Below are 23,328 nucleotides of genomic sequence, written 5' to 3'. Positions count from 1 at the left end.
TATTAACGTCAGGTTGACATATTACAAAGTGTTTGTAGAATGATTACAAAACGCTTGTAGAATGACTACAAAGTGTTTGTAGCCCCCTTACAAAGCACTGGAAACATTATTACCAACATTGGGAAATAATGGATGAAATGGTGATATTGACCATTTCTTCAGGCAGGGCGGCTTATAGAAAAGAGATCTTCAGCATAGTGTTAATTAGCTACAAACTCCAGCTTTAAAAGTGAAACAAAGCAAAAGAAGTCATTGTTTTGTTATTTTTTTTCTAATTTTGCCAAGCCATAAATAGAAAAAATGGCAAGATATAGATTGTTCATCTCTACTTAACAAACGCCTGACTAAGGTTCATGGATTATACGCTCTTATATTCATTAGGTTGTTTTTCTTACATCCTTTCATCCATCTTTTTCGCAGTAATCAGATGGGGACACGTGTGCCATCCTTATCAGAAATATTCCTGCAGCTTCTTTCCAGCAAGGATAATGTCCCTCTATTTCTTTCTTTTTTCCATCCTCATGTTACCTTATGTATTCAATCCTTTGAATGCTGAAGCGTGGGTGCTGGTAAAGAATTATGGTATCCTTGTCATCCCGACGGCGTGGATACTGCTGCTTTACAGATACTTTGACATCTCCGCCTATAAACACAAGCAACACTGGCTGAGGCTCATGGCATCCATTCCGATGCTTATTGTCCTGCTGCAGTTCGTTCTGACAGTCATCCCTGGAGAGATTTCAGGACAGCAGAGTTTGCAGATAACCAGCATCAGCATTGTATTTGGTGCTCTTTTATTTGCCTATCTCATATACCTGACATTCTGGCTTAACCGGATGGTAAACGAAAAGAACCAGGACAACTATTCCAACGAGGAAGAGTTTCCTGTGCATCTTGCTTCTCACCTCATCTGGCAGCCCTTGGCTTATACATCTGCTTACTGGATAATTATCTTTACAGACAGCCGTCTGATGAGGGCGGGCTTCGACTTTCTGCTCACTGGATGGAATTTGTGGCTGCTTCTTGCAGTCCTCCATCCCGGACATATCAGCAAAGATGCCATGCAGAAGTTAGACGGTATGATAGCAATGTATATCCAGAGAAAGAACCTTGTTCCGCTGTCCGACAGCCTCATAGAGGAAGAAAAAGACAGCCTCAGCCGTGAATGTATAAACAGGATTAAGGCAGACATTCTTGAAATCATAGAACAGAAGAAAGGTTTTCTCAATCCTCATCTGACGCTTGCAGCTGTCGCCTCACAGACTGATTACGGTCGTACTTACGTCTCAAAGGTTTTCAAACAGGAGTTCGGAGGCTTCTACAACTATATCAACCGGCTGCGTCTGGATTATGCAGCCCGTTATGCACAGGAGCATCCCGAAGCCAATCAGGATGAAATTGCCTGCCATTCAGGGTTCAGCAGCCGTGTAAGTCAATGGAGAGCGGCTGATAGGTTGGCAAAGAACGAAGAGTCAAACATCTAACGCAAAGCAATGAATCAGCCTGTAAACTTCTTGTGCAATCTGCTATTTATTGAATGGACCACACTTGTTACCTTTGGTCTGTGCCTGTTTGCGCTGCGAAAACATGAGAAATCCGCTTACTACATCTACACCCGTTCACGCTATCTGCTCGGTACAAACTTCTTGTTTTTCTCCTTAGAACCCTTCTTTTACTGGCTGGAGGAGACTGGTATATACAATGTACCACACACTGAAATCATAGCTTTAAGCCTGTATATTGTCGCTGCAGTTCTGCTTTCCATGACTTACATCCCGTTAGTCCAGCCTGATTACATCAGTCGCAGACGCATAATCTGTGATGCTGTCCTTACTGTTCTGAGCCTGATTTTACTCTATACAGGAACCATTGCGGGGGGATTGTTCGGTTTCGTAAGCCGCTTAGTGGTGACAATGGCGCTCTTTGTTGCCATCTATCTTTTCGGACTTCGCTTCTATAGTTATTACCGACGGGCACAACAGAAAATCGACAACTTCTATGCCGATGACTTCAGACTGTCCATTGCCTGGCTTTCACGTTCCGTTACACTGACCATTACCTTAGGTCTTACGAGCTGCTTTATACCTTTCTTCCCACATTGGCTTGTGGGCATTCACAAGACACTCTGCTTCCTTTCTGCCATCTATATGTTCCTGTCATTCATCAACTATATGCTCAATACCGACTTCGTTGCATTGACAATCGGACTGCCACAGGAGAACGGACGGCTCAACAGAAGTACCATCCTGCAGCTGCAACGGCGCACCAAGCGATGGCAGGAAACGCCCGCTGCGCTGACAAAGAACATCACTATCAACGATGTTTCCCGACAGTTGGGTACCAACCGCACATATCTCTCACTTTACCTCAACGCCTATCTGAACACGTCTTTTATGGAATGGATAGGAAGTATCCGCCTTAAACATGCCAAGATGCTGTTGGCTTCCAATACACAGATGAATATGGAACAGCTGGCGGATGCAACAGGATTCACGTCAGCCTCGGCTTTCAGCCATTACTTCAAGGCACATGAGGGACTCTCTCCCAAGCAGTGGCGCAGACAAAACCAATATAAAACCAGCGGACAAACCAGCGGAAAGGAGGAAACATAATGAACCATCTGTCTTTCGATAGTATCTATAACTACATCTTGCTTTATCTGACAATCATTTCCTGCATATTCGCATTGAGCCTGATTGTCATTTCCTTTCCCCGCCACCATGCCTACAAACGCTATCAGCAGGCACGTTATGCCATCGTAACAGGACTGTTGCTGACCTCGGCTCTCTGCTTCTGCCACTGGTTCTTTCACCTCAGAGAGCTGTCAGCCTACTATTCCATTGCCATCAATTTAGGCGTCCTGTACCTCAGCCTGTCCCTCTTTATCATGGCATTTGCATCCATTATACGCGAAGAAAACGTCAACTCAAAGCATGTGGAGCGCAACATCATCCCGTCTATTGCCTGTATTATTGCCTTGTGGGGGGGAGGGTTTGGCGACAGAACTGTCCGCATGGTAGTAGTAGCTGTTGTCGGTATCATATTCGTTGCTGAGACAAGCAGGCTCTGCCTCGTGCTCAGAAAGGCACTCAACAGATACATAAGGGCACAGGGGCAGGACCAACAGCCCTCAGCCAATGCTTTTGTTCTGTGGATACAACGTTCGATGTACTGGGGTATCGCAGCAGGAATGATGGGGATAGCCGTCATTCTGGTCGACAAGAAAGTTGCAATTCTGCTATTACTGGTTTTTGCAGTCTTCTTCTGCTACTTCTTTGTTTCTATCCTCAACTATGCGATGCACTTTGAGAAGGACACACTGACGCAGCAGCCATCTTTCCTGTCTACGCTGCAAAAGAAGAACAGGCAGATAGAAAACGACATCCGGCAGTGGATAAATGAAAAGCGATATACGAAGAGTAAGCTGACGCTTAATGATGTGGCGCACCAGCTGCATACCAACCGTACCTATCTCTCACAATACATCAACACGGAACTGAACATGCCTTTTGGCAACTGGCTGTCACAACTCCGCCTGGATGAGGCTAAACGGATGCTTGATGAAAACCCTTCGTTGAGCATTAGTGCTGTTGCCTTGGCATGTGGCTTCTCGTCAACAAGTAACTTTTCCCATCTGTTTACAGACCTTGAAGGGATGACGCCACAGCAATGGAGAAGCTCACGGAGGAATAAGGGGCAGCTGTAACCTATCGGGATAATCGTACTTGAACTATATATAAGTTGTCATTATAAAGTCCACGATGCAATAGAGAATGAACGAGAAGATAATCTTGGAAATAGAAGAGGTTTCTGTGTTTTTGTAATAAAAAATCACTATGTGGGAAAAGTATTGATGCTTAACAGCATCCCAATTAAGCCTTAATTAACGTTCGATAGGTGCTTAATTGAAGGCTAACTAAGGCTTAGTTGAAGCCTTATTAAGCACCTTTTCTTGCACTGTTCTATAACAATTTGATTGTCTGGTGGTTACAAGCGTGGTCGTAGAACCTCTTTTGTACGTGTTAGTTAGAATCGACAATGCCGGATGATGTAAATATATTTCTAAGCATGCGATACTGTTTTATAGTCAAGCAGATTGTTTTGTCTTTGTAACGAAGGCGTAGCGGACTACCTCAAGTTAGAAAGACGGACAAGATGGCGAAAAGAAAATAAAAGATGTCAGGCAACAATATGATTAATAAGGGTAATGAGGCCTATTGTGGTCTCATGACCGCATGATTTGGCTTTAGCGATGCTTTCAGAAACAAAGCTGGGGCGCATGCTTCGTCTGTCCGCCTTTATACTTTCTCTGCGAACACACGAACCGTGCGCCCCTGTATGCCTATACAGTTCCCTGTTGTCAGGATTTTACGGTTTTGTTACTTGCCCGTTGCAAGTTCCACAGCCTTGTTGACGATGTCACTCTGTGCATTCCATATACGGAAGTATTCATTCATATCCCAGAGGTCACGGGCAACAAGCGACTTCAGTTGTACAGCAATGTGAGGCAGTGTAGCCTTCAGTTCGGCTTCATCCTTCGGTTCTATCTTCTCTTTCTTTCCCTCTGCCACGATTTCATCGAGTAATGACTGTGGTACCATATAACCCTTATTGAATACATCAAACGACTTGTATTGTGTCTTCAATGCCTTACGGTTGGCATCGGCATACTTCAGATAAGCATTGATGATGATGCTCTTGACGGCAAGAAGACGGTGGTAGCGGGTGAACTTTGCTGTGTCAAGTGGAACGAAGTAATCAGGCATAATGCCACCGCCACCATAGACAACTCGATGTTTACGAATGGTATAATACTTCAAAGAATCAGAGAACTGAATGCTGTCAGGATTGGTCAGCTCGCCGTGCTTAAAGCGCTTTTCAATATCCATCTCGTAGTCCTTCAGGTCACCCTTCTTGTAAGGCTTTTGAATACAACGACCGCTTGGTGTGTAGTAATGGGCGATGGTCAGTCGAATCATACTACCATCAGGAAGGTCGAGTGGACGTTGTACAAGTCCCTTACCAAAGGTTCTACGGCCAACAACAGTTCCACGGTCATTATCTTGAATAGCACCAGTAACAATCTCTGCAGCCGAGGCTGAGAGTTCGTTCACCAATACATAGACCTTCACGTCCTGCAAACGTCCATTGCCTACAGCCTTGAAGTTCTGGCGGCGAGAACGACGTCCTTCTGTGTAGACTATCATATCGTTGTTCTTAAGAAACTCATTGGAAATCTGGACGGCAGACTGGAGATAGCCACCACCATTGTCCTGCAGGTCGAGGAGTAGGGTTTTCATTCCTTTCTTCTTCAATGAGTCAACAGCCGTCATAAACTCGTCATGGGTCTTCATTCCAAAGCTTTCTATGCGAATATAACCCACGTTAGGACGAATCATATAGGAAGCATTGATTGTATGAACAGGTATCTTAGAACGTGTAACAATAAAAGTCAGTACATCCTTCACGCCACGACGCACGATGCCCAACTTCACCTTCGTGCCTTTCTTGCCACGCAGCCGTTTCATAATGTCGATACGTGCCATCTTTACACCAGCGATAGTAGAGTCGTTCACACTGATGATACGGTCGCCAGCAAGGATACCCACCTTCTGAGACGGTCCGTTGACAACAGGCTGGATTACGACAAGTGTATCCTCAATCATATTGAACTGCACACCAATACCCTCAAAATCGCCCTGCAGCGGTTCGTTCATCGCCTTGGTCTCTTTTGCATCGGTGTAGGTAGAATGTGGGTCGAGCTTCTCAAGCATACCCCTGATAGCATCCTCCGCCAACTTCTGTTCGTTCACAGAATCCACATAGAAGTTGGTAATAGCCATCTCTGCTAACTGCAACTTACGCAAGGGAGAGTCGTTCTTCAGCTGTGCTGACAATGGTAAAAAGCTAAAGAAACAAAGGAGTGAAAGATATATATACCTTTTCATAGACTAATATTGTATTTTAATGAAACTCTGTTTTCTTTGAAAGACAACGCATGAGACTGTCATTTGAGTCCCTTCGTTTGCCCTTCTATCTCGTTGAATTTATTGACTGATATTACTTGTTTAATATCGTGTTTGTGACTATTACGTAACGTACAGACTGATTATTCTGATAGAACTCTATACTCCTTTAACAGAACACTCGACTGATTTGAAGAAATAGTCGAGTGTTTTTTAAAATCAGTCGACTGATTTGAAAGTCCCTGTCAACGATTCTCAGGATAATTGATGATAGTAAAATCCTTGTTATGAGAACCTCCTTTACATCTTTCATTGCTCTTCTGGCAAATCCTCTTCAATCACAAGATTGTCAATAATGAAGTTCTGACGCTCCATCGTGTTCTTACCCATATAATACTCCAAGAGTTTGGCTACTTGGTCATTCTTATGCAAGGTAACCTGTTCCAAACGCATATCTGGACCGATGAAATGGGCAAATTCATCAGGTGAAATCTCACCAAGTCCCTTGAATCGGGTGATTTCCGGGTCTGGACCAAGCTCATTGATAGCAGCTATTCGCTCCTCCTCAGAGTAGCAGTAGCGTGTGATAAAATCGTTCTTCTTCTCCCCCTTGGCACGACGAGCATCTGCTTCGGCTATTACCTCCTTGTTCTTCATCTTCGTCCGACGGTTACGAACACGGAAAAGTGGTGTCTGAAGGACATATACGTGTCCTTTCTTTATCAGCTCTGGGAAGAACTGTAAGAAGAAGGTTATAATGAGCAAACGGATGTGCATACCGTCAACATCGGCATCCGTTGCCACAATCACCTTGTTATAACGCAGTGAATCAAGTCCGTCCTCTATATCGAGTGCTGCTTGAAGGAGATTAAACTCCTCATTCTCATACACCACCTTCTTTGTCAAGCCAAAGCAGTTTAGCGGTTTACCACGCAATGAGAAGACAGCCTGTGTGTTCACATCACGACTCTTGGTGATGCTTCCGCTGGCTGAATCACCCTCTGTAATAAAGATTGAACTCTCCTCTTTTCGATTGTTCTTTACGTCACAATAGTGTACACGACAGTCACGCAACTTGCGGTTATGCAGGTTAGCTTTCTTCGCACGTTCACGTGCTAACTTTGTAACACCAGCCATCGCCTTACGCTCGCGTTCGGTCTCCTTGATTTTATTCTCAAGTATATCCGTAAAGTCTTCCTTGTGTATATGGAGGTAGTTATCGACGTTTGTCTTGATGAAGTCACCCACATACTTGTTGATAGACTCACCATCAGGTGACATCTGTGTAGAACCTAACTTAATCTTTGTCTGTGATTCAAACACTGGTTCTTCAACGTTTACAGCAATGGCAGCCACCAACCCGTTACGAATATCCCCATACTCATACTTGCCAAAGAACTCTTTTATCGTCTTGGCAATATGCTCTTTGAAGGCTGTCTGATGCGTACCGCCCTGCGTTGTATGCTGACCATTCACAAAAGAGTAGTACTCTTCGCCATATTGGTTGGTATGAGTGAAAGCTATCTCAATATCCTCTCCCTTCATGTGAACAATCGGATACAATGGGTCAACAGTCATATTATCAGTCAAAAGGTCCTTCAAACCATGTCGACTAAGTATACGACGACCATTGTACATAATCGTCAATCCCGTGTTCAGATAGGTGTAGTTACGGAGCATCTCCTCCACGATGTCATCGTGGAAGCTATAGTTCTTGAAGAGAGTTGCATCTGGTTCAAAGTATATGTAAGTGCCATTCTCGTCCGCAGACTTCTTCGTTTTGTCGCTCTGGATGTTACCTTTCTCAAACGAAAGCTCACGCACCTTACCGTCACGGAAGCTCTTCACCTCGAAGTGAGAGCTAAGTGCATTAACGGCTTTCACACCGACACCATTCAGTCCGACACTCTTCTTGAACGCCTTAGAGTCATACTTACCACCTGTATTCAGTACTGACACAGCCTCAACGAGCTTACCTTGCGGAATACCACGACCATAGTCACGCACACTAACACGCAGGTTATCCTCCACATCAATCTCGATGCGGTCGCCGGCATTCATCTTAAACTCGTCAATAGAGTTATCAATGACCTCCTTCAGGAGTACATAAATACCATCTTCTGGCAACTTACCATCACCCAAACGACCAATATACATACCCGGACGGGTACGTACATGCTCCATATCCGATAGGTGTCGGATATTATCGTCGGTGTAAGATACGGATGTTGGGTGTTGGGTGTTGGGTGTTGATGAATTGTCCATGTGTTGGGTGTTGGGTGTTGAATGTTGGGTGTTAATGAATTGTTAATATGTTGGGTGTTAGGTGTTGAGTGTTGGGTGTTGATGAATTGTTAATGTGGTGGGTGGTAGGTGGTGAATGGTGGGTGGTGATGAATTGTTAATATGTTGGGGGTGGGTGGTGATGAATTGTTAACATGTTGGGGGTGGGTGGTGATGAATTGTTAACATGTTGGGTGTTGACGGGGTGTGATGATACTAATTGAAAGATATCATGAAGCGTTTATTTAGTGATGAGGGATGATGAGTTAGGAGACTGCAACAAGGCTTTTCTTAAACCTGCAAGTTGCTTTACGATAGAAAGGATTTGGTTATCAAATTCCTCCCGCTGTGTAGTAGAAATGTAATGATAGGCTTCAGCTAATTCTATTTGGCTTGAAACCTCCATTAAAGAACCATTAGCTATATCAAGGAAATGTGTTCTTTCTTTACTACTATAGCGACCAAAGCCTTCTGCAATATTAAACATAACTGATGTAGAGGCACGCTGTAATTGACTTGTCAATGCGTATCTTTCTTCTTTAGGAAATGATTTTAAGACTTCATTGATGTTGACAGCCAACTGCTTAGCATCCCTATAAACATCTAAACGCCTATAATAAAATAATTCCATTACTACGTCCCTTATGTTCAAATGCCTTTTTAAAGGTCCTAAGGTGTAGGTGTTGAAAAAGAAGCAACACATGAAAGAGGTTGCCATCATCACTCAACACCTAACATTCATCACCCATCAACCAACACCCATCACCCAATCTGCTTTCTATAGCATCTACGCTTCTTATGCATAATCGGGTCTAATGGACCCCACTGGCTCTGTACACTTTCATTGGTTTCCATCTCCACATGGGTTTCGCCCCACTTGAAGCCGTACTTCACATAACGTGGAATGAGGTCAGCAAAGACAAGCGCATTCGCACCCTTTGAACGATATTCAGGAAGAACACCTATCAAAAGAAGGTCTACAACCTCTGTCTTATGGAACTTTATTGCACGTAATAAATGCCACCATCCGAATGGAAAAAGACGTCCACGGCGACACTTCTGCAATGCACGTGTCAATGATGGAATCGTGATAGCAAGACCAACTAACTGGTTATCCTTATTGCCATCCTCGATAACGGTAATGAGGTCAAGGTCGGCAAGTGGGAAGTACATCTTGACATACTGGTCTATCTGGCGGTCAGTCAACTCCGAAAAACCATACAGATGAGCATAAGTAACGTTGATTAAGTCAAAGAGCTTCTTCCCATAACCACCCTCGAAGATTTCCTTCTTGGTCAGCTTACGAGCATGGAGATTATAACGTTTCTCCACCATCTCTGCAATCTTCGTGTACTTCTCTGGAGCTGTTTCCGGAACATCAAGACGATACTCTACATAGTCATTATCCTTCTCCCAGCCACCAACTTTCTCCATGTGCTGTGGATAATAATCGTAGTTGTAGATGGTTGCCATAGTGCCGAGCTGGTCAAAACCCCATGTCAACATTCCCTCTGGGTCCATATCGGTAAAACCAAGTGGACCAACGATAGAGGTCATGCCCTTCTCCTTGCCGTAGTCTTCAACAGCCTTTAACAAAGCACTTGTCACTTCAACATCGTCAATGAAGTCTATCCAGCCGAAGCGAACATCCTTCTTCTTCCATTTTTCGTTTGCCCTGTTATTGATGATGGCAGCCACACGCCCCACCACCTTTCCTTCTTTCAGGGCAAGGTAATACTCAGCTTCGCAGAAGTCAAAAGCAGCATTCTTGTCTCTTGACAGCGTATTCAACTCGTCGCTATAGAGGTTTGGGGCATCATACTGATTGCCCTCATAGAGATCATAATGAAACTCAATGAAATCTTTTAAGTCTTTCTTTGTCTCAACTCTCTTTATCTGAACTGATGACATTTTTTATTTTATATTCGTTATTTTCCTTATCTTAAACATGCAAAAGTACTAAAAAAAAGACAGATTGACAAATTTAGGATGCACTTTATTGGTTATCAGTCAGTGTAGCAATGGCAATCATGCAAGCAGGAAACGGCTGTCAATTCTGCAAATTCATTGTCTCCTGCAATTTATTTTCATGGTGAGAAGAATTTATTTTCATGAAAAGAAATATTTATTTACGTGAAGAAAAATATTTTTTTCATGAAAATAATTCGTAGGAACGGGATTGTCATGGGCGTGAAGCAGGGCGTGGTCATGCTCCTTTGTACGTTTGTCCCGTGTCTGGAAACTATGCCAAGAGATGGTAGCAACCGCCTGCCATCGCTTTTATTACGCCTTTCATTTCCAGCGTGAAGAGTATTCCTGTGAGCTGCGAGATGGGGATGTTGGCTTGGACGGACAGGAGATTAATCTGCAGGTCATTGTTCTTGGAGAGGACACGGACGATGGATTCCTCTTCGGATGACAGATTAGGGAAAAGATTTCGTTCGATTCCTCGTTGTTGTGCCTGCTCCAGTCTGATGTCATCATCCCATCCCATTGCCTTCACGAAGTCGGTAGCTGAGGTGATGAGTGAAGCCCCGTTATCACGTATGAGGTTGTTGCACCCCTCGCTATAATCCGAATGAACAGAGCCGGGGAAGGCAAAAACCTCCCGGCCGTAACTGCGTGCAATGCTGCAGGTGATGAGTCCGCCACCTTTGGAAGCCGATTCTACGAGGATAGTTGCATCTGAACATCCGGCGACGATGCGGTTCCGTTGTACGAAGTTGCGGGCTACGGGTTGCGTGTGTGTGGTGTATTCGGTCAGCAGTCCACCTTGTTTTGTCATCTGGCTGGCAGTGTCTCTGTGTCCACGGGGATAGATGTCGTCGAGTCCGTGAGCCAGTACGCCGATGGTTTCAAGTCCGTTCTGCAGGGCAGCCCGATGCGCATGGATGTCTACACCGTATGCCAGTCCGCTGAAGATAAGTACATCGGGGCAGAGCGTCTTGAGTTCTCTGGCGAAGGAATGGATGATGTCCTGCCCGTAGGTAGTACAGTGCCGCGTACCGATAATGTTGATGATGTGTCGGCAGTTGAGGTCGGCATTGCCGAGATAATAGAGTAGGATAGGAGCATCCGGGCATTCCCTGAGGCGTTGCGGATAGCGTTCATCGTTCATGCAGAGGAGCTGGATATTGTGTTTCTGGTCATATTCCAGTTCCTGTTCAGCCCTGTCTCTGAAGTTGTCAATGTCCTTCAGAGCCTGCATGAGGTGTCTTGAGGCATCAGGGAGGATTTCCCTGATGTCCCTTTTGTGCTCAATGACGGCAGTTGCTGACCCCGCCCGCCTGTATAGTTCAGCCAGTTCAGTGAGGTGGAAGCGGGTGAGGCGGGTTAGCAGGATAGCGTTTAGGGATTCCATGGTGTCGGGGGATGGGTGTTAGGTGATGGGTGTTGGGCGGTGATGGGCGGCTTTTTACAGCACTGCTGCGAACGCCTCATCATATTCCTTGCTGTTACCCAGTCTGCCATTGATGAGCGTTACAAGGTCAACGTCAGCATGGAAGCAGAGCTGCTCGTCGCTGGCACGGAAGAGGTCGTGGTTGAATACCCAGCGTAGTCCCTGCTTCTTCAATCCCATACGTGAGATGATCTCGTCATCGCAGGTCAGCGGTACTTTATAGGTGAGTTGCATACGTGCTACGACTGCATCAACCCCCTTGTTGTGCAAATCAGCAAAGCTGACGCCTAATGAACGCAGGAATCTGTGGCGTGTGTGCTCAGTGTAGTGCAGATAGTTAGCATTGTTTACAATACCTTGGATGTCACACTCGTAGTCGCGGACCTCCATTCTTGTCTCAAAGATGTATTTCTTTTGTTCCATAATCTATTTGGTTTAAAAAGTTTTGTTGGTCTTATTGGCTTAATAAGCCTTATTAGCCCGATTAGCCCAATGGGTCTTATTAGCCCAGTCAACTGATAATCCCTATAACTGGGCTGAGGGATTCCCCTTCAGATACTCATATCCAATCCTGCAGCGCAGGCAGTCTTTTCGGTCGCAATACGCTTTCTTCAGCTGTATGAGTGCCTGCGAGTCGCCTGCTGTTCCAACCTGTAAGCCCACTTCCTTCCACATCCTTACGATGTGATTATCCTCCGCTTTCAGTGCTTCAAGGAAGGAAAAGGCACGGTCGCAGTACTTTTCGGAGTTCTTATGCTTGCCGTATGCGAAGAGAATGGGAATGACTGTGTTGATAATCTGTAGATTAAGCGATGACGATGACAGTCGTTTCTCACTCTTTGCACTCTCTTCACCAAAGACATAGTGCGTCTCCCAGTAGGTTGTTACCTGTGTCTTCAGCAGTTCTCGCACCTGTTTTACTGTCCCGCAGTCCAGCAGTTGCGACAGTCCAGCCCTCTGTTCATAGTAAAGACGGGCGAGCTGTGCGATGCGAATATGCGGGAAGTTCTGGGGACGCAGGCGGAGAAACCGCCATTGGCTGGCATCCATGTGCTGCAGTCCGAACTTATGTGCGAGATACTTGTATTCGCTTTCCAGCTGTGTGAAGTAGCTGTCTTTCTGTGCTTTCTGTTGATACCGCTCGGGTATGGAAGCCGTTTCCAACAGTCCTGCCTGACCCAGGAAGAAGGCTTCAATCTGCAGGAGATTGTCCCGATGATGGGCTATGTCCTGCAATGGGATCAGCTTTGCCCACGTTTCAAAAGCATCGCCATTGATACCGAAGCCGTAATTACGGGCAAGTGTAACGAAGTAAGCAGCTTCCCAAGAGCCGCCACAGTCCTTCACCCGTTGGGTTATTGCCTCTGTCTTATGTTCCAGTCGTTCAGTTTGCAAGGCACTCATCCACGAGTGTACCATCAGTCTTGAGAGGTCTGGGATGATGCGATAGCAAGCCGGATACTCATCTGTCGTAAGCAGTTCCTCGTAATGTTCCCTTATGGCAGCAGGAACCTGTAACCGCATCTGTGGCGGATAGTTCCCCTGCCTCGTCTTGACATCAACGTCGATGGATTCTGCTACGTGCAGTATAACATTGTTATAGTTCGGGTCACGGTCGTGCCGGTGCAGGAACCAGTCGGATGCACGGTCGTGTATCTCCACATTGCCCACCCACATAGTTCCTCCGATCTTCACCTTTGCATTGAAGAAGTCGGGTCCTGCATTGTGATTATGTAGTCCGGGGTCAATAACTTCCACCTCCTGTCCGTCAGTGGTCTTGAGCCCCGTCAGTGGAAACAGCTTATGTTTCCATACGTAGTGGATGAGTTGTTCCATAACAGATTCTTGGTTTTAACAGAACGCAAATATACGAAAAAAAGTAAGAATCAGTGTTCTTTTCTGTGTGTTTTTGTGATATTTTTTGTTTTTCTTTCGCTCGAAGTGGGTCTCTAAGCCCATATTCACAGGTGTTGGGAATAATTGTATATGCCGTATATGACTGTCTGTACATGGATGTTCAGCTGATTGAATAAGTGTGTCCGGCTAATCTCAAATCGGTTGTCAGGATGTAAATTGCTGTTTATATTTGGATAACAACGACCGATTTTGGGGACAAAATAAAAGAGCGGTATGCTTATCGTATCGGTCATATCCCGGTCTTTTCTCTAATAGGGATGAACGACGTTTTGCCATGTTTGTGGCTCTGAAATATATTTACAAGATTGTTTGCTGTCTATCTTTAAAAAACATATAATACTACTTTTGTTCTCGTGTATGTAACTAACGGAATTTCAATGTGTTACAAGGTTGTGTAAGAAAAGGTGCTTTATTGGGCTTCAATTAAGCCTTAGTTAGGCTTCAATTAACGCCCTCTTGGACGTCAGTTTGGGCTTAATTCGGGTGCAGGAAAGGGTAGTTTGAAAACGAGGGGATGAAAAAACAGGACAAAACAAAGCTCTCCGCCATTCCTCTCTCTGGGTGGGGGAGGGGAGTAAACAGAATCTTCAACTTGCATACACCTTAATATAAAATACGTGAACTTATTTTGTTTTATGGCGCAAATCAGCTACCTTTGCAAAGTTTTAATCCAAGTTAATTATGAAAATAGCATTGATTGGCTATGGCAAGATGGGGCGTATGATAGAGCAGATTGCCCTTGAGCGTGGTCACGAAATCGTTAGTATTATTGATGTTGACAATATAGAGGACTTTGATTCTCCGGCGTTTGCATCGGCTGATGTAGCCATTGAATTTACGAACCCTACGGCTGCTTTCGGCAATTACCAGCGTGCCTTTGCGCATAACGTGAAGGTTGTCAGCGGCTCAACAGGCTGGATGCAGGAACATAAGGACGATGTTGAGCGGATGTGTACAGAAGGAGGGCAGACCTTGTTCTGGGCAAGTAACTTCTCTATAGGCGTTGCTATTTTCTCAGCTGTCAACCGTTATCTGGCTAAGATAATGAATGGCTTTCCGCAGTATAGCGTTGAGATGGAGGAGGTACACCATGTCCATAAGCTCGATGCGCCCTCTGGTACTGCCATTACGCTTGCCGAGGATATTCTTGCTGACCTCGACCGCAAGGACAAGTGGGTAAAGGGCTTCCAGCATGCAGCTGATGGCAAGGAGTCGGGCAGCAATGAGGTGGCTCCAAACGAGTTGCCCATCGCTTCCATCCGTCGTGATGAAGTGCCTGGTATTCACAGCATCAGTTATGACTCAGAGGCTGATAAGATTACCATTACTCACGATGCTCACAGCCGTAAGGGCTTTGCCCTCGGTGCTGTCTTGGCAGCTGAATACACCAAAGACCACAGCGGTCTGCTCACAACGAGCGATTTGTTTAAGTTTTAATCTTGGGTGTTGGGTGTTGAGTGTTGGGTGTTGATGATTACTGATAGTTTTCATAACTAATAGTTATTCATCATACACCATCATATCTCTCATTATCCAGTATTTGAACCTCCAACATTTCATCACCACCCACCACCTATCACCCACCACCTATCACCATCATGATTGATAAAGAAAAAGCAGCCCTTAATCCAAAGAAGCAATGGGCAAAGTTTATTTGTGTTCTCGTACTTTACCTTCTTTTCCTCTTTTGGGTAAAGAGCTGGTGGGGTTTATTAGTAGTTCCATTTATCTTTGATGTGTATATCACAAAGAAGATACGCTGGCAGTGGTGGAAGGATTCTGAAGGTCCCGTCCGCTTTGTCATGGGATGGGTAGATGCACTTGTGTTCGCATTGGTGGCAGTGTATTTCATCAATCTTTTCTTCTTCCAGAACTATGTCATTCCATCTTCTTCCCTTGAGAAGTCACTCCTTACGGGCGATTACCTCTTCGTGTCGAAGGTAAGCTATGGTCCTCGTATCCCTGAGACGCCATTGACGATGCCGCTGACACAGCACACCTTGCCTGTTATCAATACCAAGAGCTATATCTCCTGGCCACATTGGGACTATCGTCGTGTGAAAGGTTTGGGCAAGGTTCAGCTGAATGATATTGTTGTTTTCAACTTCCCTGCAGGTGATACTATCATGAGCGAACCGGCTTATCAGGGCAATGACTACTACTATGATGCCTATACTATGGGTACGAACTTCCTTGCACAACAGAATCCTAATATCAATCTGTCGGCGATGAATACACTCCAGCAGCGTGCTTTCTTTGATAAGGCATACGCTACGGGTAGGGCTTATATCATAAGGAATGCAGGTACTTTTGGTCCTTTAGACTGGCGTCCTACTGACCGTCGAGAGAACTATGTGAAGCGTTGCGTGGGTCTTCCTGGGCAGACACTGCAGATTAAGAACAAGGTCGTTTATATCGATGGAAAGGCGAATAAAGAGCCGGAGAAAGTGCAATATACCTACTTTGTGAATTTCAATAACATCAAGGCTGCCGACCTTCTTGGTGAGCGTTTCGACGAACTTCGCAAGGATTTGGAAATCAGTGAAGAGGATGTGCAGAGCCTTAGCCATCTGCATGGATACGACCTTAGCCAGGGTTACGTGCTTAACGAGGCTGTATTGAGTTACGAGGGTTATATGCCATTGACCAAACGTGCAGCTGCAGAGCTGAAGCGTCAGGGACTTGTTAAGTCTATGCGTCCTGTAACTGATAAGGATATCTATTCTGGTCTTAACTATCCACTCAATGGTTTTACAGGCTGGACACGCGACAACTATGGTCCGGTATGGATTCCGGCAAAAGGCAAGTCTGTTACATTGACATTGGAGAACCTCCCTGTTTATGAGCGTTGTATCAAGGTATATGAGGGCAACGACTTGCAGGTAAAGAACGGAATGATATATATTAATGGTAAGCCAGCTAATAGCTATACCTTCAAGATGGACTACTATTGGATGATGGGTGACAACCGTCATAACTCTGCCGACAGCCGTTTTTGGGGTTTTGTACCGGAGGATCACGTCGTAGGTAAGCCAATCTTCATCTGGTGGTCAAGCGATCCGGACCGCAAGGGCTTTGGTGGTATCCGCTGGCACAGACTGTTTAACTGGGTGGATAATATAAAGTAAGCCCAAAGAGGAAGCTCCCCAAGCCCCTATGAAGGAGGGGATGTGCAAGTTACCAAAGTTTGGTAAACGTTACACATCCCTCCTTTTTTGTCATCGTTCAATCATATTATAAGCAAAACTGTTATGGCATATTCTGATAATAACAACATAGTCAGTTCAAATAATACCAACATCGGTAACTTAACATCCTCTCCTTCGGAGGGGCTTGGGGAGGTCTTGCTCTCCTCGGCTTACTTTGCCCCTATCCAATGGTATCAGAAGTTGAACCGCTATGACAGTTGTCTGATAGAACAACACGACAACTTCGTTAAGCAGACATACCGTAATCGTTGTGTAATTGCTTCGGCTAATGGTCCGCAGACCCTCTCCATCCCTATTGAGAAGTTTGAGAGCCTGAAGTGTCCGATGAAGGATGTGCGTATCAGCGACCATGACAACTGGCGGCATCAGCACTGGAATGCCCTGCAGTCATCCTATGGTGAAAGTCCGTTCTTCGAGTATTATGAGGATGATATACGCCCATTCTTTGAGCGGAAATGGGTCTTTCTCTATGATTTCAATTGGGAGATAACGTTCAAAATGTGCGAACTCATCGATATTATACCCTGTATGCGCCGCACGGATGTCTATCTGATGGATATTCCCGATGGAACCGCTGATTTTCGTGAGGTAATCCGTCCGAAACATCCGGGTGTTGATTCCGACTTTGTTCCTCGTCGTTATTATCAGGTTTATCAGCAGAAGTTTGGCTTCCTGCCTAACCTCAGCATCCTTGACCTGCTGTTCAATGAGGGTAATGAGAGTATATTGTATTTATAAGATAGGTGTCCGGTGGTGTTTTCAGACTGTATTTTCATACTTTTCTGATACCTTCTTTATTCCATAAGGTCATTATTAATAAATTATCTTCATGAAGAAAAACATTTTTTTTTGTGAGAATAATTATTTATTTTCATGAAGAAAAATATTTATTTTCATGAAAATAATTCGTTGCAGACGGTTTTCTTCAGAATAACCTGTGGATGTAAAGCCGGGAAGTGCAGCATGTTTGTCTGCCATTCAGTGTTCTTTTACGAACACATCAGTCGTGTGTTCCGCTGCCAGGCAAGCCACCTGTGGAGTTTTTTTATCTCAGTATGTATTTTGCTTGTCATTCATTTGACGGACTGGCATCTTGGTGTTGTGTCTGTTTTCTACAGCTCTGGGCGGTTTTGTTCCTCAAAAAAACATCCCTTTTCCTCTCATTATGGAGAAGAAAAGGGATGAATATTTCCTTTTGAAAACAGGAAGATGGATCTTATCTTCTTGCCATAAAGTAGCTTGTACCAGCCTGCATCTGGCGCACCTCATATACACCTGCTGCGTCAAGCGTCACATCCGCTGTCAAACCATTGCTGAGGAAAGCCTTTACAGAACCGTCACCATTGAAGTGGATAACCTTCTGCTCCTTGCCTTCGGCATTCATATACCATGTGTTTTCCTGCTTGTTGTAAGTGAAGTAGAAGACGCTACCATCCGGCTTGGTAATCTGATAACCGTTCTCCAGATATTTTACGGCATATATCAAACCGTCATCACCCTTGATGTTACGTGTCTTGCCCACGCGGTTTGCTACAGGGTTGTCCCCTGTCCAGAACTCAATAGTGTTGAGAACCAGTGCATCAGCAGCACCACAGAAAGCGTAGGCTGGAGAGATGACGAGGAAGATGATTTCGTTGACGAACTTTGACTTTGTTGCACGTTTGTTCCATTGTGCGAGCTTATTGAACAATGCGAACGAACCTACACACGAACTCATGAGTGTTGCGCCAAGCAGGAGAGCAACCATTGATTTGATTCCTTTTGTTTTCATACTTTCAATTTAGTTTAATTGGTGAATATTGATCTTTTTACCAGTCTGTGACTTTGTAATAAACGATAGTCGGGTAATCTTATTTTATCGGGAGACGAATTTATTTTAAGGTTGTGGACGGTGATAGGTGTCGACAGGTGGTTGTGTTTGCTTGTAACAGGCTGTTTCGGGTTGTCATCCAGCTCTCTTTGAGGGGATGGAATGCTCTTCGGCTCTTTGTTTGAACTTTGATGAAGATAAATTATTGTGTTTTCAACAACCTTATGGTCAGGATTTTATATTGTTTTATATGGTAATTATTTCTACTTATTAACTACTGTCGTTATCTCTTCTGTCATTTTTTTCTTATCTTTGCAGGTATTACGATAAGAGTATTAATATCCATCTTATATTTTAATAACACAATGAAGAAAATCAATATCGCCCTCATTGGGCTACTGATGGGAATGGCTGGCGTTGTCAATGCCCAGACTGTAAAGTCTCCGAACGGCAATGTCGCTGTGACCTTCTCGTTGACAGGGAACGGAGTACCTACCTATGAGATGACTTACAAAGGTAAGGCTGTGGTAAAGCCATCACACTTGGGATTGGAATTGGCTAAGAACAAGCATGCCAGCAAGGGCATGGAAGAAACCAGTCTTTTGGAAGGTTTTGAGAAGACCGGTACCAAGACGACTTCTTTCGATGAGACATGGAAGCCTGTATGGGGCGAGACTTCTACCATCCGTAATCATTATAATGAGTTGGAGGTAGACCTTAACCAACCTGCAAGCAAGCGTAACATCGTTATCCGTTTCCGCGTCTATGACGATGGAATGGGACTTCGTTACGAGTTTCCGCAGCAGGCGGAACTGAATTACTTTGTTATCAAGGAAGAGCATACACAGTTTGCTATGGCAGGCGACCATACGGCTTGGTGGCTTCCCGGTGACTATGACACGCAGGAGCAGGAGACACAGGAGTCAAAACTTTCAGAGATTCGCAAGCGATTCCGTGAGGCTGTGAACTGGAGCAACTCATCAGTTTCTGTTTTCTCAGAAACGGGTGTCCAGACTTCTTTACAGATGAAGTCTGCCGACGGTCTGTATATCAATATCCACGAAGCTGCATGTGCTGACTATGCAACCATGCACCTTAATCTTGATGACAAGACAATGACCTTCGAGTCATGGCTTACTCCTGATGCTACTGGTTTGAAAGGATTTATGCAGACTCCGTGCGAAACTCCATGGCGTACGGTGATGGTGAGCGACGATGCACGTGACATGCTTGCCAACAATCTCATCCTCAATCTCAACGAACCTTGTAAGATTGAAGACACTTCATGGATTCATCCGACCAAGTACTGTGGTGTATGGTGGGAGATGATTGCCGGTGGAAAGTCCTGGGCTTATACGGATGAATTCAGCTCTGTGAAACTCGGTCAGACTGATTATGCACATGCAAAGCCAAACGGTCGTCACTCTGCAAATACCGCTAATGTGAAGAAGTATATTGACTTTGCTGCTGCCAACGGTTTGGATCAGGTGCTGGTTGAAGGCTGGAATATCGGTTGGGAGGACTGGTTCGGACATTGGAAGCAGGATGTATTCGACTTTGTTACTCCTTATCCTGACTTTGACCTCAAGGGGCTGAATGAGTATGCTCACTCCAAAGGGGTGAAACTGATGATGCACCATGAGACCTCTTCAAGCACACAGAACTATGAACGTCACATGGAAGATGCATTCAAACTGATGAATAAATATGGATATGATGCTGTGAAGACGGGCTACGTTGGCGATATTATCCCACGTGGCGACCACCACTATTCACAGTCAATGAACAACCATTACATGCGTGTTATCAAGGAAGCTGCCAAGCATCATATCATGGTGAACGGGCATGAGGCAACCCGCCCGACAGGTCTTTGCCGTACATGGCCTAACCTCGTCGGCAACGAATCAGCACGTGGAACTGAATATGAGGCGTTCGGCGGAAGTCATCCTAACCACACTGTTATCCTCCCGTTCACCCGTCTGCAGGGCGGTCCGATGGACTATACCCCGGGTATTCTTGAGACACAGCTCTCTACATGGTGCGACAACAAGAGCTATGTACACACTACCCTCGTCGGTCAGCTTGCCCTTTACGTAACCATGTATAGCCCGCTTCAGATGGCAGCTGACCTGCCTGAGAACTATCAGAAGTATAATGATGCTTTCCAGTTCATCAAGGATGTAGCCTGTGACTGGGATGACAGTCGTTACCTTGAGGCTGAGCCGGCACGTTACGTTACCGTTGCCCGCAAGGCAAAAGGCACTGATAACTGGTTTGTGGGTGGAAAGACAGGACTCGCAGCACACCTGAGTGTCCTCAAACTCGACTTCCTCGACAAGGGTCGTAAGTATGAGGCAACCATCTATGCGGATGCGAAGGATGCTGATTATGAGAAGAATCCAAAGGCTTATACTGTTACCAGGCGTATGGTGAAAAAGGGTGATGTCCTCAAACTTCAGCAGGTTCGTGGCGGTGGTTTTGCCATCAGTCTGAAAGCTCTTTAAGTGAGATGATAGCCATCGGTATTAACCGATTCTATGTTAAATAAAATACTATATCGCAGAGAAGCGTGACTTGTCATTTCTTCAGTGGATTATGTTCCCTGATAAGAAAGGTCACGGTTCTCTGCCTTTTTTGTATAAGCTGCTCTGTACGTTGAAGTCACGGGAAGTCATAGGTCGTCAGTTAGAATCTTTCTGTTCCAGTTTTGATGAGACATTTCTTGGACTTTTCCCCCTCATTTGTCGATGATTTCAATGCGCAGCTCAAGCCAAAAGAGAAGATTGTACCTAACCGACCTGGGTGTTTTTCTACTGATCTCCGTATCGTTGCGCTTATCCGTCTTGGTGGTGTGAAGGAAAATGAACTTATCTGTTCATTCTAAAATAAGTATAAAAAGACGAAAACGTACTCATTTTATGTTGAAGAGCATAAAATGAGTACGCCTATTGTTTGTTTTTATTTTTATCTTTTTCTCTGCTGTTATTCTTGTGTCTTTCTTCGGATATAGGTTATAGTTTGAGACTTTCCATATCCTTTACTTCGATGAAATCGTGGAAATCTCCACGTATCATACCTTTTTGCTGATGGTCGTTCAACAGGTCGATAAGACTGTCCCAGAAGCCTTTTACGTTGCAAAGGGTCACCTTCTTTCGGTGATAGCCGATAGTGGCTGCCGCTGCAACGGTGAACACCTCGTCAATCGTCCCTATACCGCCAGGCAGCGCATAGAACTCATCTGCACGCTCCATGATGATTGCTTTGCGGTCAGAGAGGTCCTCACAGGGTATTTCCACGTCTACATAATCGCTCACCCTACGCCCTTCTTCCATGATGCGGGGGATGACTCCGATGGTGCGTCCGCCTGCTTCATGTACGGCTTTGCCGATGCATTCCATTAAGCCGCTATTGCCACCTCCATAGACAAGAGTGTGACCATTCTCGCCAATCCATCGCCCCAACACTTCCGCTGCACGGAAGTAGTCGGGGTCAATGTTATTGTTTGCCGAACAAAATACAGCTATGTTCATCTTATTCTGCCAAGAGCTTAGCTGCCATTTCGCGACCTAAGCGGTTGCACTCTTCCTTAATCTCTGGCGTAAGTGCCTGCTTCATCTCTACAGGTTCTCCCACCTTCTCGAAGTGGAGATGCTTCTCATTCCATTCACCGATGGCTGCAACAGCCTTCGATGCCCATGAATAAGAGCCGAACCAGCCGATGAGATGGTTCTTTATGTCACGGTTGGCAACCTCCTGTAACAGTACGTCCATCTCGTGATAGAGTCCTGCATTATAGGTCGGAGCACCGACAATCAGACCACGGAAGCGGAAGATGTCCTGAAGAATGTAGCTGTGATGCGTCTTGGAAACGTTGTACAGGCGGAGATTCTTTACGCCAGCGAGGGACGCTGAACGTGCAATCTGTTCTGCCATACGCTCCGTATTGCCGTACATTGTACCGTAGCAGATAACCAGACCTGGCTCTGTCTCGTACTTTGACATACGGTCGTAGAGTCCGACAACCTTGTCAACATACTTGTGCCATACTGGTCCGTGGGTAGAGCAGATATAGTCAATATGAATGCCGGCAAGTTTCTTCAAGGCGTTCTGAACAGGTGTTCCGTACTTTCCAACGATGTTGGAATAGTAGCGAACCATCTCCAGCCAGCACCAGTCTGTATCTATCTCCTGGTCGATGAAACCGCCGTTTAATGCGCCAAAGCAGCCGAAAGCGTCACCTGTAAAGAGGTGATTGACTTCGCCTTTGCAAAGTGTCATCATCGTTTCCGGCCAGTGAACCATCGGTGTCATGAAGAACTGCAGAGTGTGGTTGCCTAAGTTCAGCTCCTCACCGTTCTTCATCTCTATCGTATTTTCCTTGATTCCATAGAATCCTGACATCATGTCAAAGGTCTTCTTGTTACCGATAACCTGGATGTTAGGGTAGTATTTACGCAACAAAGCAAGTGACCCGGAGTGGTCTGGCTCCATGTGGTTGATGACCAAATAGTCAATCTGTCGGTCGCCCAACACCTCACGGAGCTTCTCAATAAACTGTACAAAGAAGTCTACTTCAACTGTATCAATGAGGCAGACTTTCTCATCATCAATCAGATAAGAATTGTAGCTGACACCGTAAGGCAGCGGCCATAATCCCTCAAAGAGGCTCTTGTTACGATCGTTGACACCTACGTAATAAACTTTATTGGCAATCTCTATCATTTTTATATTTGATTATGTGTG

At 45.2% G+C, this 23,328-nt stretch carries 18 protein-coding genes; 8 read left to right on the top strand and 10 right to left on the bottom strand.

All coding sequences use genetic code 11. The features are described 5' to 3' along the window. The first annotated feature begins 488 nt into the window (after positions 1–488). The 3 genes from ADJ77_RS06060 to ADJ77_RS06050 are packed head-to-tail and all read left to right on the top strand — an operon-like array spanning position 489 to position 3,706. The gene (locus ADJ77_RS06060) at positions 489–1,484 is read left to right on the top strand and encodes a helix-turn-helix transcriptional regulator (RefSeq protein ID WP_234398042.1); all 996 of its coding nucleotides are present in this window, start codon (positions 489–491) and stop codon (positions 1,482–1,484) included. Positions 1,485–1,493: 9 nt separating this feature from the next. Beyond that, positions 1,494–2,612 carry a helix-turn-helix domain-containing protein gene (locus tag ADJ77_RS06055; protein WP_025077700.1) on the top strand — a complete coding sequence of 373 codons (1,119 nt, stop codon included), beginning with the start codon at positions 1,494–1,496 and terminating at the stop codon, positions 2,610–2,612. Continuing rightward, on the top strand, positions 2,612–3,706 hold the full coding sequence (locus ADJ77_RS06050) for a helix-turn-helix domain-containing protein (RefSeq protein ID WP_025077701.1): 1,095 nt from the start codon (positions 2,612–2,614) through the stop codon (positions 3,704–3,706). Before ADJ77_RS06055 ends, ADJ77_RS06050 begins: the two co-directional genes overlap by 1 nt. A 673-nt stretch (positions 3,707–4,379) precedes the next feature. Here ADJ77_RS06050 and ADJ77_RS06045 read toward each other — a convergent pair. The 7 genes from ADJ77_RS06045 to ADJ77_RS06015 form a co-directional block, all read right to left on the bottom strand. Continuing rightward, on the bottom strand, positions 4,380–5,948 hold the full coding sequence (locus ADJ77_RS06045; RefSeq protein ID WP_025077702.1) for a S41 family peptidase: 1,569 nt from the start codon (positions 5,946–5,948) through the stop codon (positions 4,380–4,382). 327 nt (positions 5,949–6,275) lie between these two features. After that, entirely contained in the window at positions 6,276–8,231 is a 1,956-nt protein-coding gene (locus ADJ77_RS06040) for a DNA topoisomerase IV subunit B (RefSeq protein ID WP_025077703.1), read from the bottom strand. 259 nt (positions 8,232–8,490) lie between these two features. Further along, positions 8,491–8,880 (bottom strand): four helix bundle protein, encoded by a 390-nt coding sequence (locus ADJ77_RS06035; RefSeq protein WP_025077704.1) that lies wholly within the window; start codon positions 8,878–8,880, stop codon positions 8,491–8,493. Between the two features lie 131 nt (positions 8,881–9,011). Next, a complete protein-coding gene (locus tag ADJ77_RS06030; RefSeq protein ID WP_025077705.1) occupies positions 9,012–10,160 on the bottom strand; it encodes a hypothetical protein in 1,149 nt (382 codons plus the stop codon). 331 nt (positions 10,161–10,491) lie between these two features. Next, positions 10,492–11,610, bottom strand: coding sequence for a DNA-processing protein DprA (dprA, locus tag ADJ77_RS06025; protein WP_050696141.1), 1,119 nt, complete (start codon positions 11,608–11,610; stop codon positions 10,492–10,494). 54 nt (positions 11,611–11,664) lie between these two features. Then, entirely contained in the window at positions 11,665–12,072 is a 408-nt protein-coding gene (locus tag ADJ77_RS06020) for an acyl-CoA thioesterase (protein WP_025077706.1), read from the bottom strand. 102 nt (positions 12,073–12,174) lie between these two features. Then, a complete protein-coding gene (locus tag ADJ77_RS06015; protein ID WP_050696140.1) occupies positions 12,175–13,485 on the bottom strand; it encodes a DUF2851 family protein in 1,311 nt (436 codons plus the stop codon). Between the two features lie 762 nt (positions 13,486–14,247). On the opposite strand from ADJ77_RS06015, the gene dapB reads away from it, so the two are divergent. From dapB to ADJ77_RS06000, 3 genes are all read left to right on the top strand, one after another. Next, on the top strand, positions 14,248–15,003 hold the full coding sequence (dapB, locus tag ADJ77_RS06010; protein ID WP_025077707.1) for a 4-hydroxy-tetrahydrodipicolinate reductase: 756 nt from the start codon (positions 14,248–14,250) through the stop codon (positions 15,001–15,003). 161 nt (positions 15,004–15,164) lie between these two features. Further along, positions 15,165–16,694 (top strand): S26 family signal peptidase, encoded by a 1,530-nt coding sequence (locus ADJ77_RS06005; protein WP_025077708.1) that lies wholly within the window; start codon positions 15,165–15,167, stop codon positions 16,692–16,694. Between the two features lie 123 nt (positions 16,695–16,817). Then, positions 16,818–17,513, top strand: coding sequence for a WbqC family protein (locus ADJ77_RS06000; protein ID WP_234398043.1), 696 nt, complete (start codon positions 16,818–16,820; stop codon positions 17,511–17,513). 478 nt (positions 17,514–17,991) lie between these two features. Here the strand turns inward: ADJ77_RS06000 and ADJ77_RS05995 are convergent, their stop codons facing one another. Continuing rightward, a complete protein-coding gene (locus ADJ77_RS05995) occupies positions 17,992–18,546 on the bottom strand; it encodes a DUF3332 domain-containing protein (protein WP_025077710.1) in 555 nt (184 codons plus the stop codon). Between the two features lie 404 nt (positions 18,547–18,950). Here ADJ77_RS05995 and ADJ77_RS05990 point away from each other — a divergent pair, with 404 nt between their 5' ends. Both ADJ77_RS05990 and ADJ77_RS13245 read left to right on the top strand, forming a co-directional pair. Beyond that, positions 18,951–21,089 (top strand): glycoside hydrolase family 97 protein, encoded by a 2,139-nt coding sequence (locus ADJ77_RS05990; protein WP_050696139.1) that lies wholly within the window; start codon positions 18,951–18,953, stop codon positions 21,087–21,089. A 206-nt stretch (positions 21,090–21,295) separates the two neighbouring features. Next, positions 21,296–21,469 (top strand): DUF6377 domain-containing protein, encoded by a 174-nt coding sequence (locus ADJ77_RS13245; protein ID WP_199897358.1) that lies wholly within the window; start codon positions 21,296–21,298, stop codon positions 21,467–21,469. Between the two features lie 127 nt (positions 21,470–21,596). On the opposite strand, the gene ADJ77_RS05985 is transcribed toward ADJ77_RS13245, so the two are convergent. Together ADJ77_RS05985 and ADJ77_RS05980 are read right to left on the bottom strand one after the other, a co-directional pair. After that, positions 21,597–22,115 (bottom strand): LOG family protein, encoded by a 519-nt coding sequence (locus ADJ77_RS05985; protein ID WP_025077711.1) that lies wholly within the window; start codon positions 22,113–22,115, stop codon positions 21,597–21,599. A 1-nt stretch (position 22,116) separates the two neighbouring features. After that, positions 22,117–23,307 (bottom strand): FprA family A-type flavoprotein, encoded by a 1,191-nt coding sequence (locus ADJ77_RS05980; protein ID WP_025077712.1) that lies wholly within the window; start codon positions 23,305–23,307, stop codon positions 22,117–22,119. Between the last annotated feature and the right edge of the window lie 21 nt (positions 23,308–23,328).

The organism is Prevotella fusca JCM 17724, from assembly GCF_001262015.1.
GTDB lineage: Bacteria > Bacteroidota > Bacteroidia > Bacteroidales > Bacteroidaceae > Prevotella > Prevotella fusca.
Note: the sequence above shows the minus strand (reverse complement) of the source record. Positions and strands in the feature narration are given on the sequence as shown.

Excerpts from the sequence above, each read along its gene's own strand:
- ADJ77_RS06060 (WP_234398042.1), top strand. The coding sequence starts at position 489 with ATGTCCCTCTATTTCTTTCTTTTTTCCATCCTCATGTTACCTTATGTA.
- ADJ77_RS06055 (WP_025077700.1), top strand. The coding sequence starts at position 1,494 with ATGAATCAGCCTGTAAACTTCTTGTGCAATCTGCTATTTATTGAATGG.
- ADJ77_RS06050 (WP_025077701.1), top strand. The coding sequence starts at position 2,612 with ATGAACCATCTGTCTTTCGATAGTATCTATAACTACATCTTGCTTTAT.
- ADJ77_RS06045 (WP_025077702.1), bottom strand. The coding sequence starts at position 5,948 with ATGAAAAGGTATATATATCTTTCACTCCTTTGTTTCTTTAGCTTTTTA.
- ADJ77_RS06040 (WP_025077703.1), bottom strand. The coding sequence starts at position 8,231 with ATGGACAATTCATCAACACCCAACACCCAACACCCAACATCCGTATCT.
- ADJ77_RS06035 (WP_025077704.1), bottom strand. The coding sequence starts at position 8,880 with ATGGAATTATTTTATTATAGGCGTTTAGATGTTTATAGGGATGCTAAG.
- ADJ77_RS06030 (WP_025077705.1), bottom strand. The coding sequence starts at position 10,160 with ATGTCATCAGTTCAGATAAAGAGAGTTGAGACAAAGAAAGACTTAAAA.
- dprA (WP_050696141.1), bottom strand. The coding sequence starts at position 11,610 with ATGGAATCCCTAAACGCTATCCTGCTAACCCGCCTCACCCGCTTCCAC.
- ADJ77_RS06020 (WP_025077706.1), bottom strand. The coding sequence starts at position 12,072 with ATGGAACAAAAGAAATACATCTTTGAGACAAGAATGGAGGTCCGCGAC.
- ADJ77_RS06015 (WP_050696140.1), bottom strand. The coding sequence starts at position 13,485 with ATGGAACAACTCATCCACTACGTATGGAAACATAAGCTGTTTCCACTG.
- dapB (WP_025077707.1), top strand. The coding sequence starts at position 14,248 with ATGAAAATAGCATTGATTGGCTATGGCAAGATGGGGCGTATGATAGAG.
- ADJ77_RS06005 (WP_025077708.1), top strand. The coding sequence starts at position 15,165 with ATGATTGATAAAGAAAAAGCAGCCCTTAATCCAAAGAAGCAATGGGCA.
- ADJ77_RS06000 (WP_234398043.1), top strand. The coding sequence starts at position 16,818 with ATGGCATATTCTGATAATAACAACATAGTCAGTTCAAATAATACCAAC.
- ADJ77_RS05995 (WP_025077710.1), bottom strand. The coding sequence starts at position 18,546 with ATGAAAACAAAAGGAATCAAATCAATGGTTGCTCTCCTGCTTGGCGCA.
- ADJ77_RS05990 (WP_050696139.1), top strand. The coding sequence starts at position 18,951 with ATGAAGAAAATCAATATCGCCCTCATTGGGCTACTGATGGGAATGGCT.
- ADJ77_RS13245 (WP_199897358.1), top strand. The coding sequence starts at position 21,296 with ATGAGACATTTCTTGGACTTTTCCCCCTCATTTGTCGATGATTTCAAT.
- ADJ77_RS05985 (WP_025077711.1), bottom strand. The coding sequence starts at position 22,115 with ATGAACATAGCTGTATTTTGTTCGGCAAACAATAACATTGACCCCGAC.
- ADJ77_RS05980 (WP_025077712.1), bottom strand. The coding sequence starts at position 23,307 with ATGATAGAGATTGCCAATAAAGTTTATTACGTAGGTGTCAACGATCGT.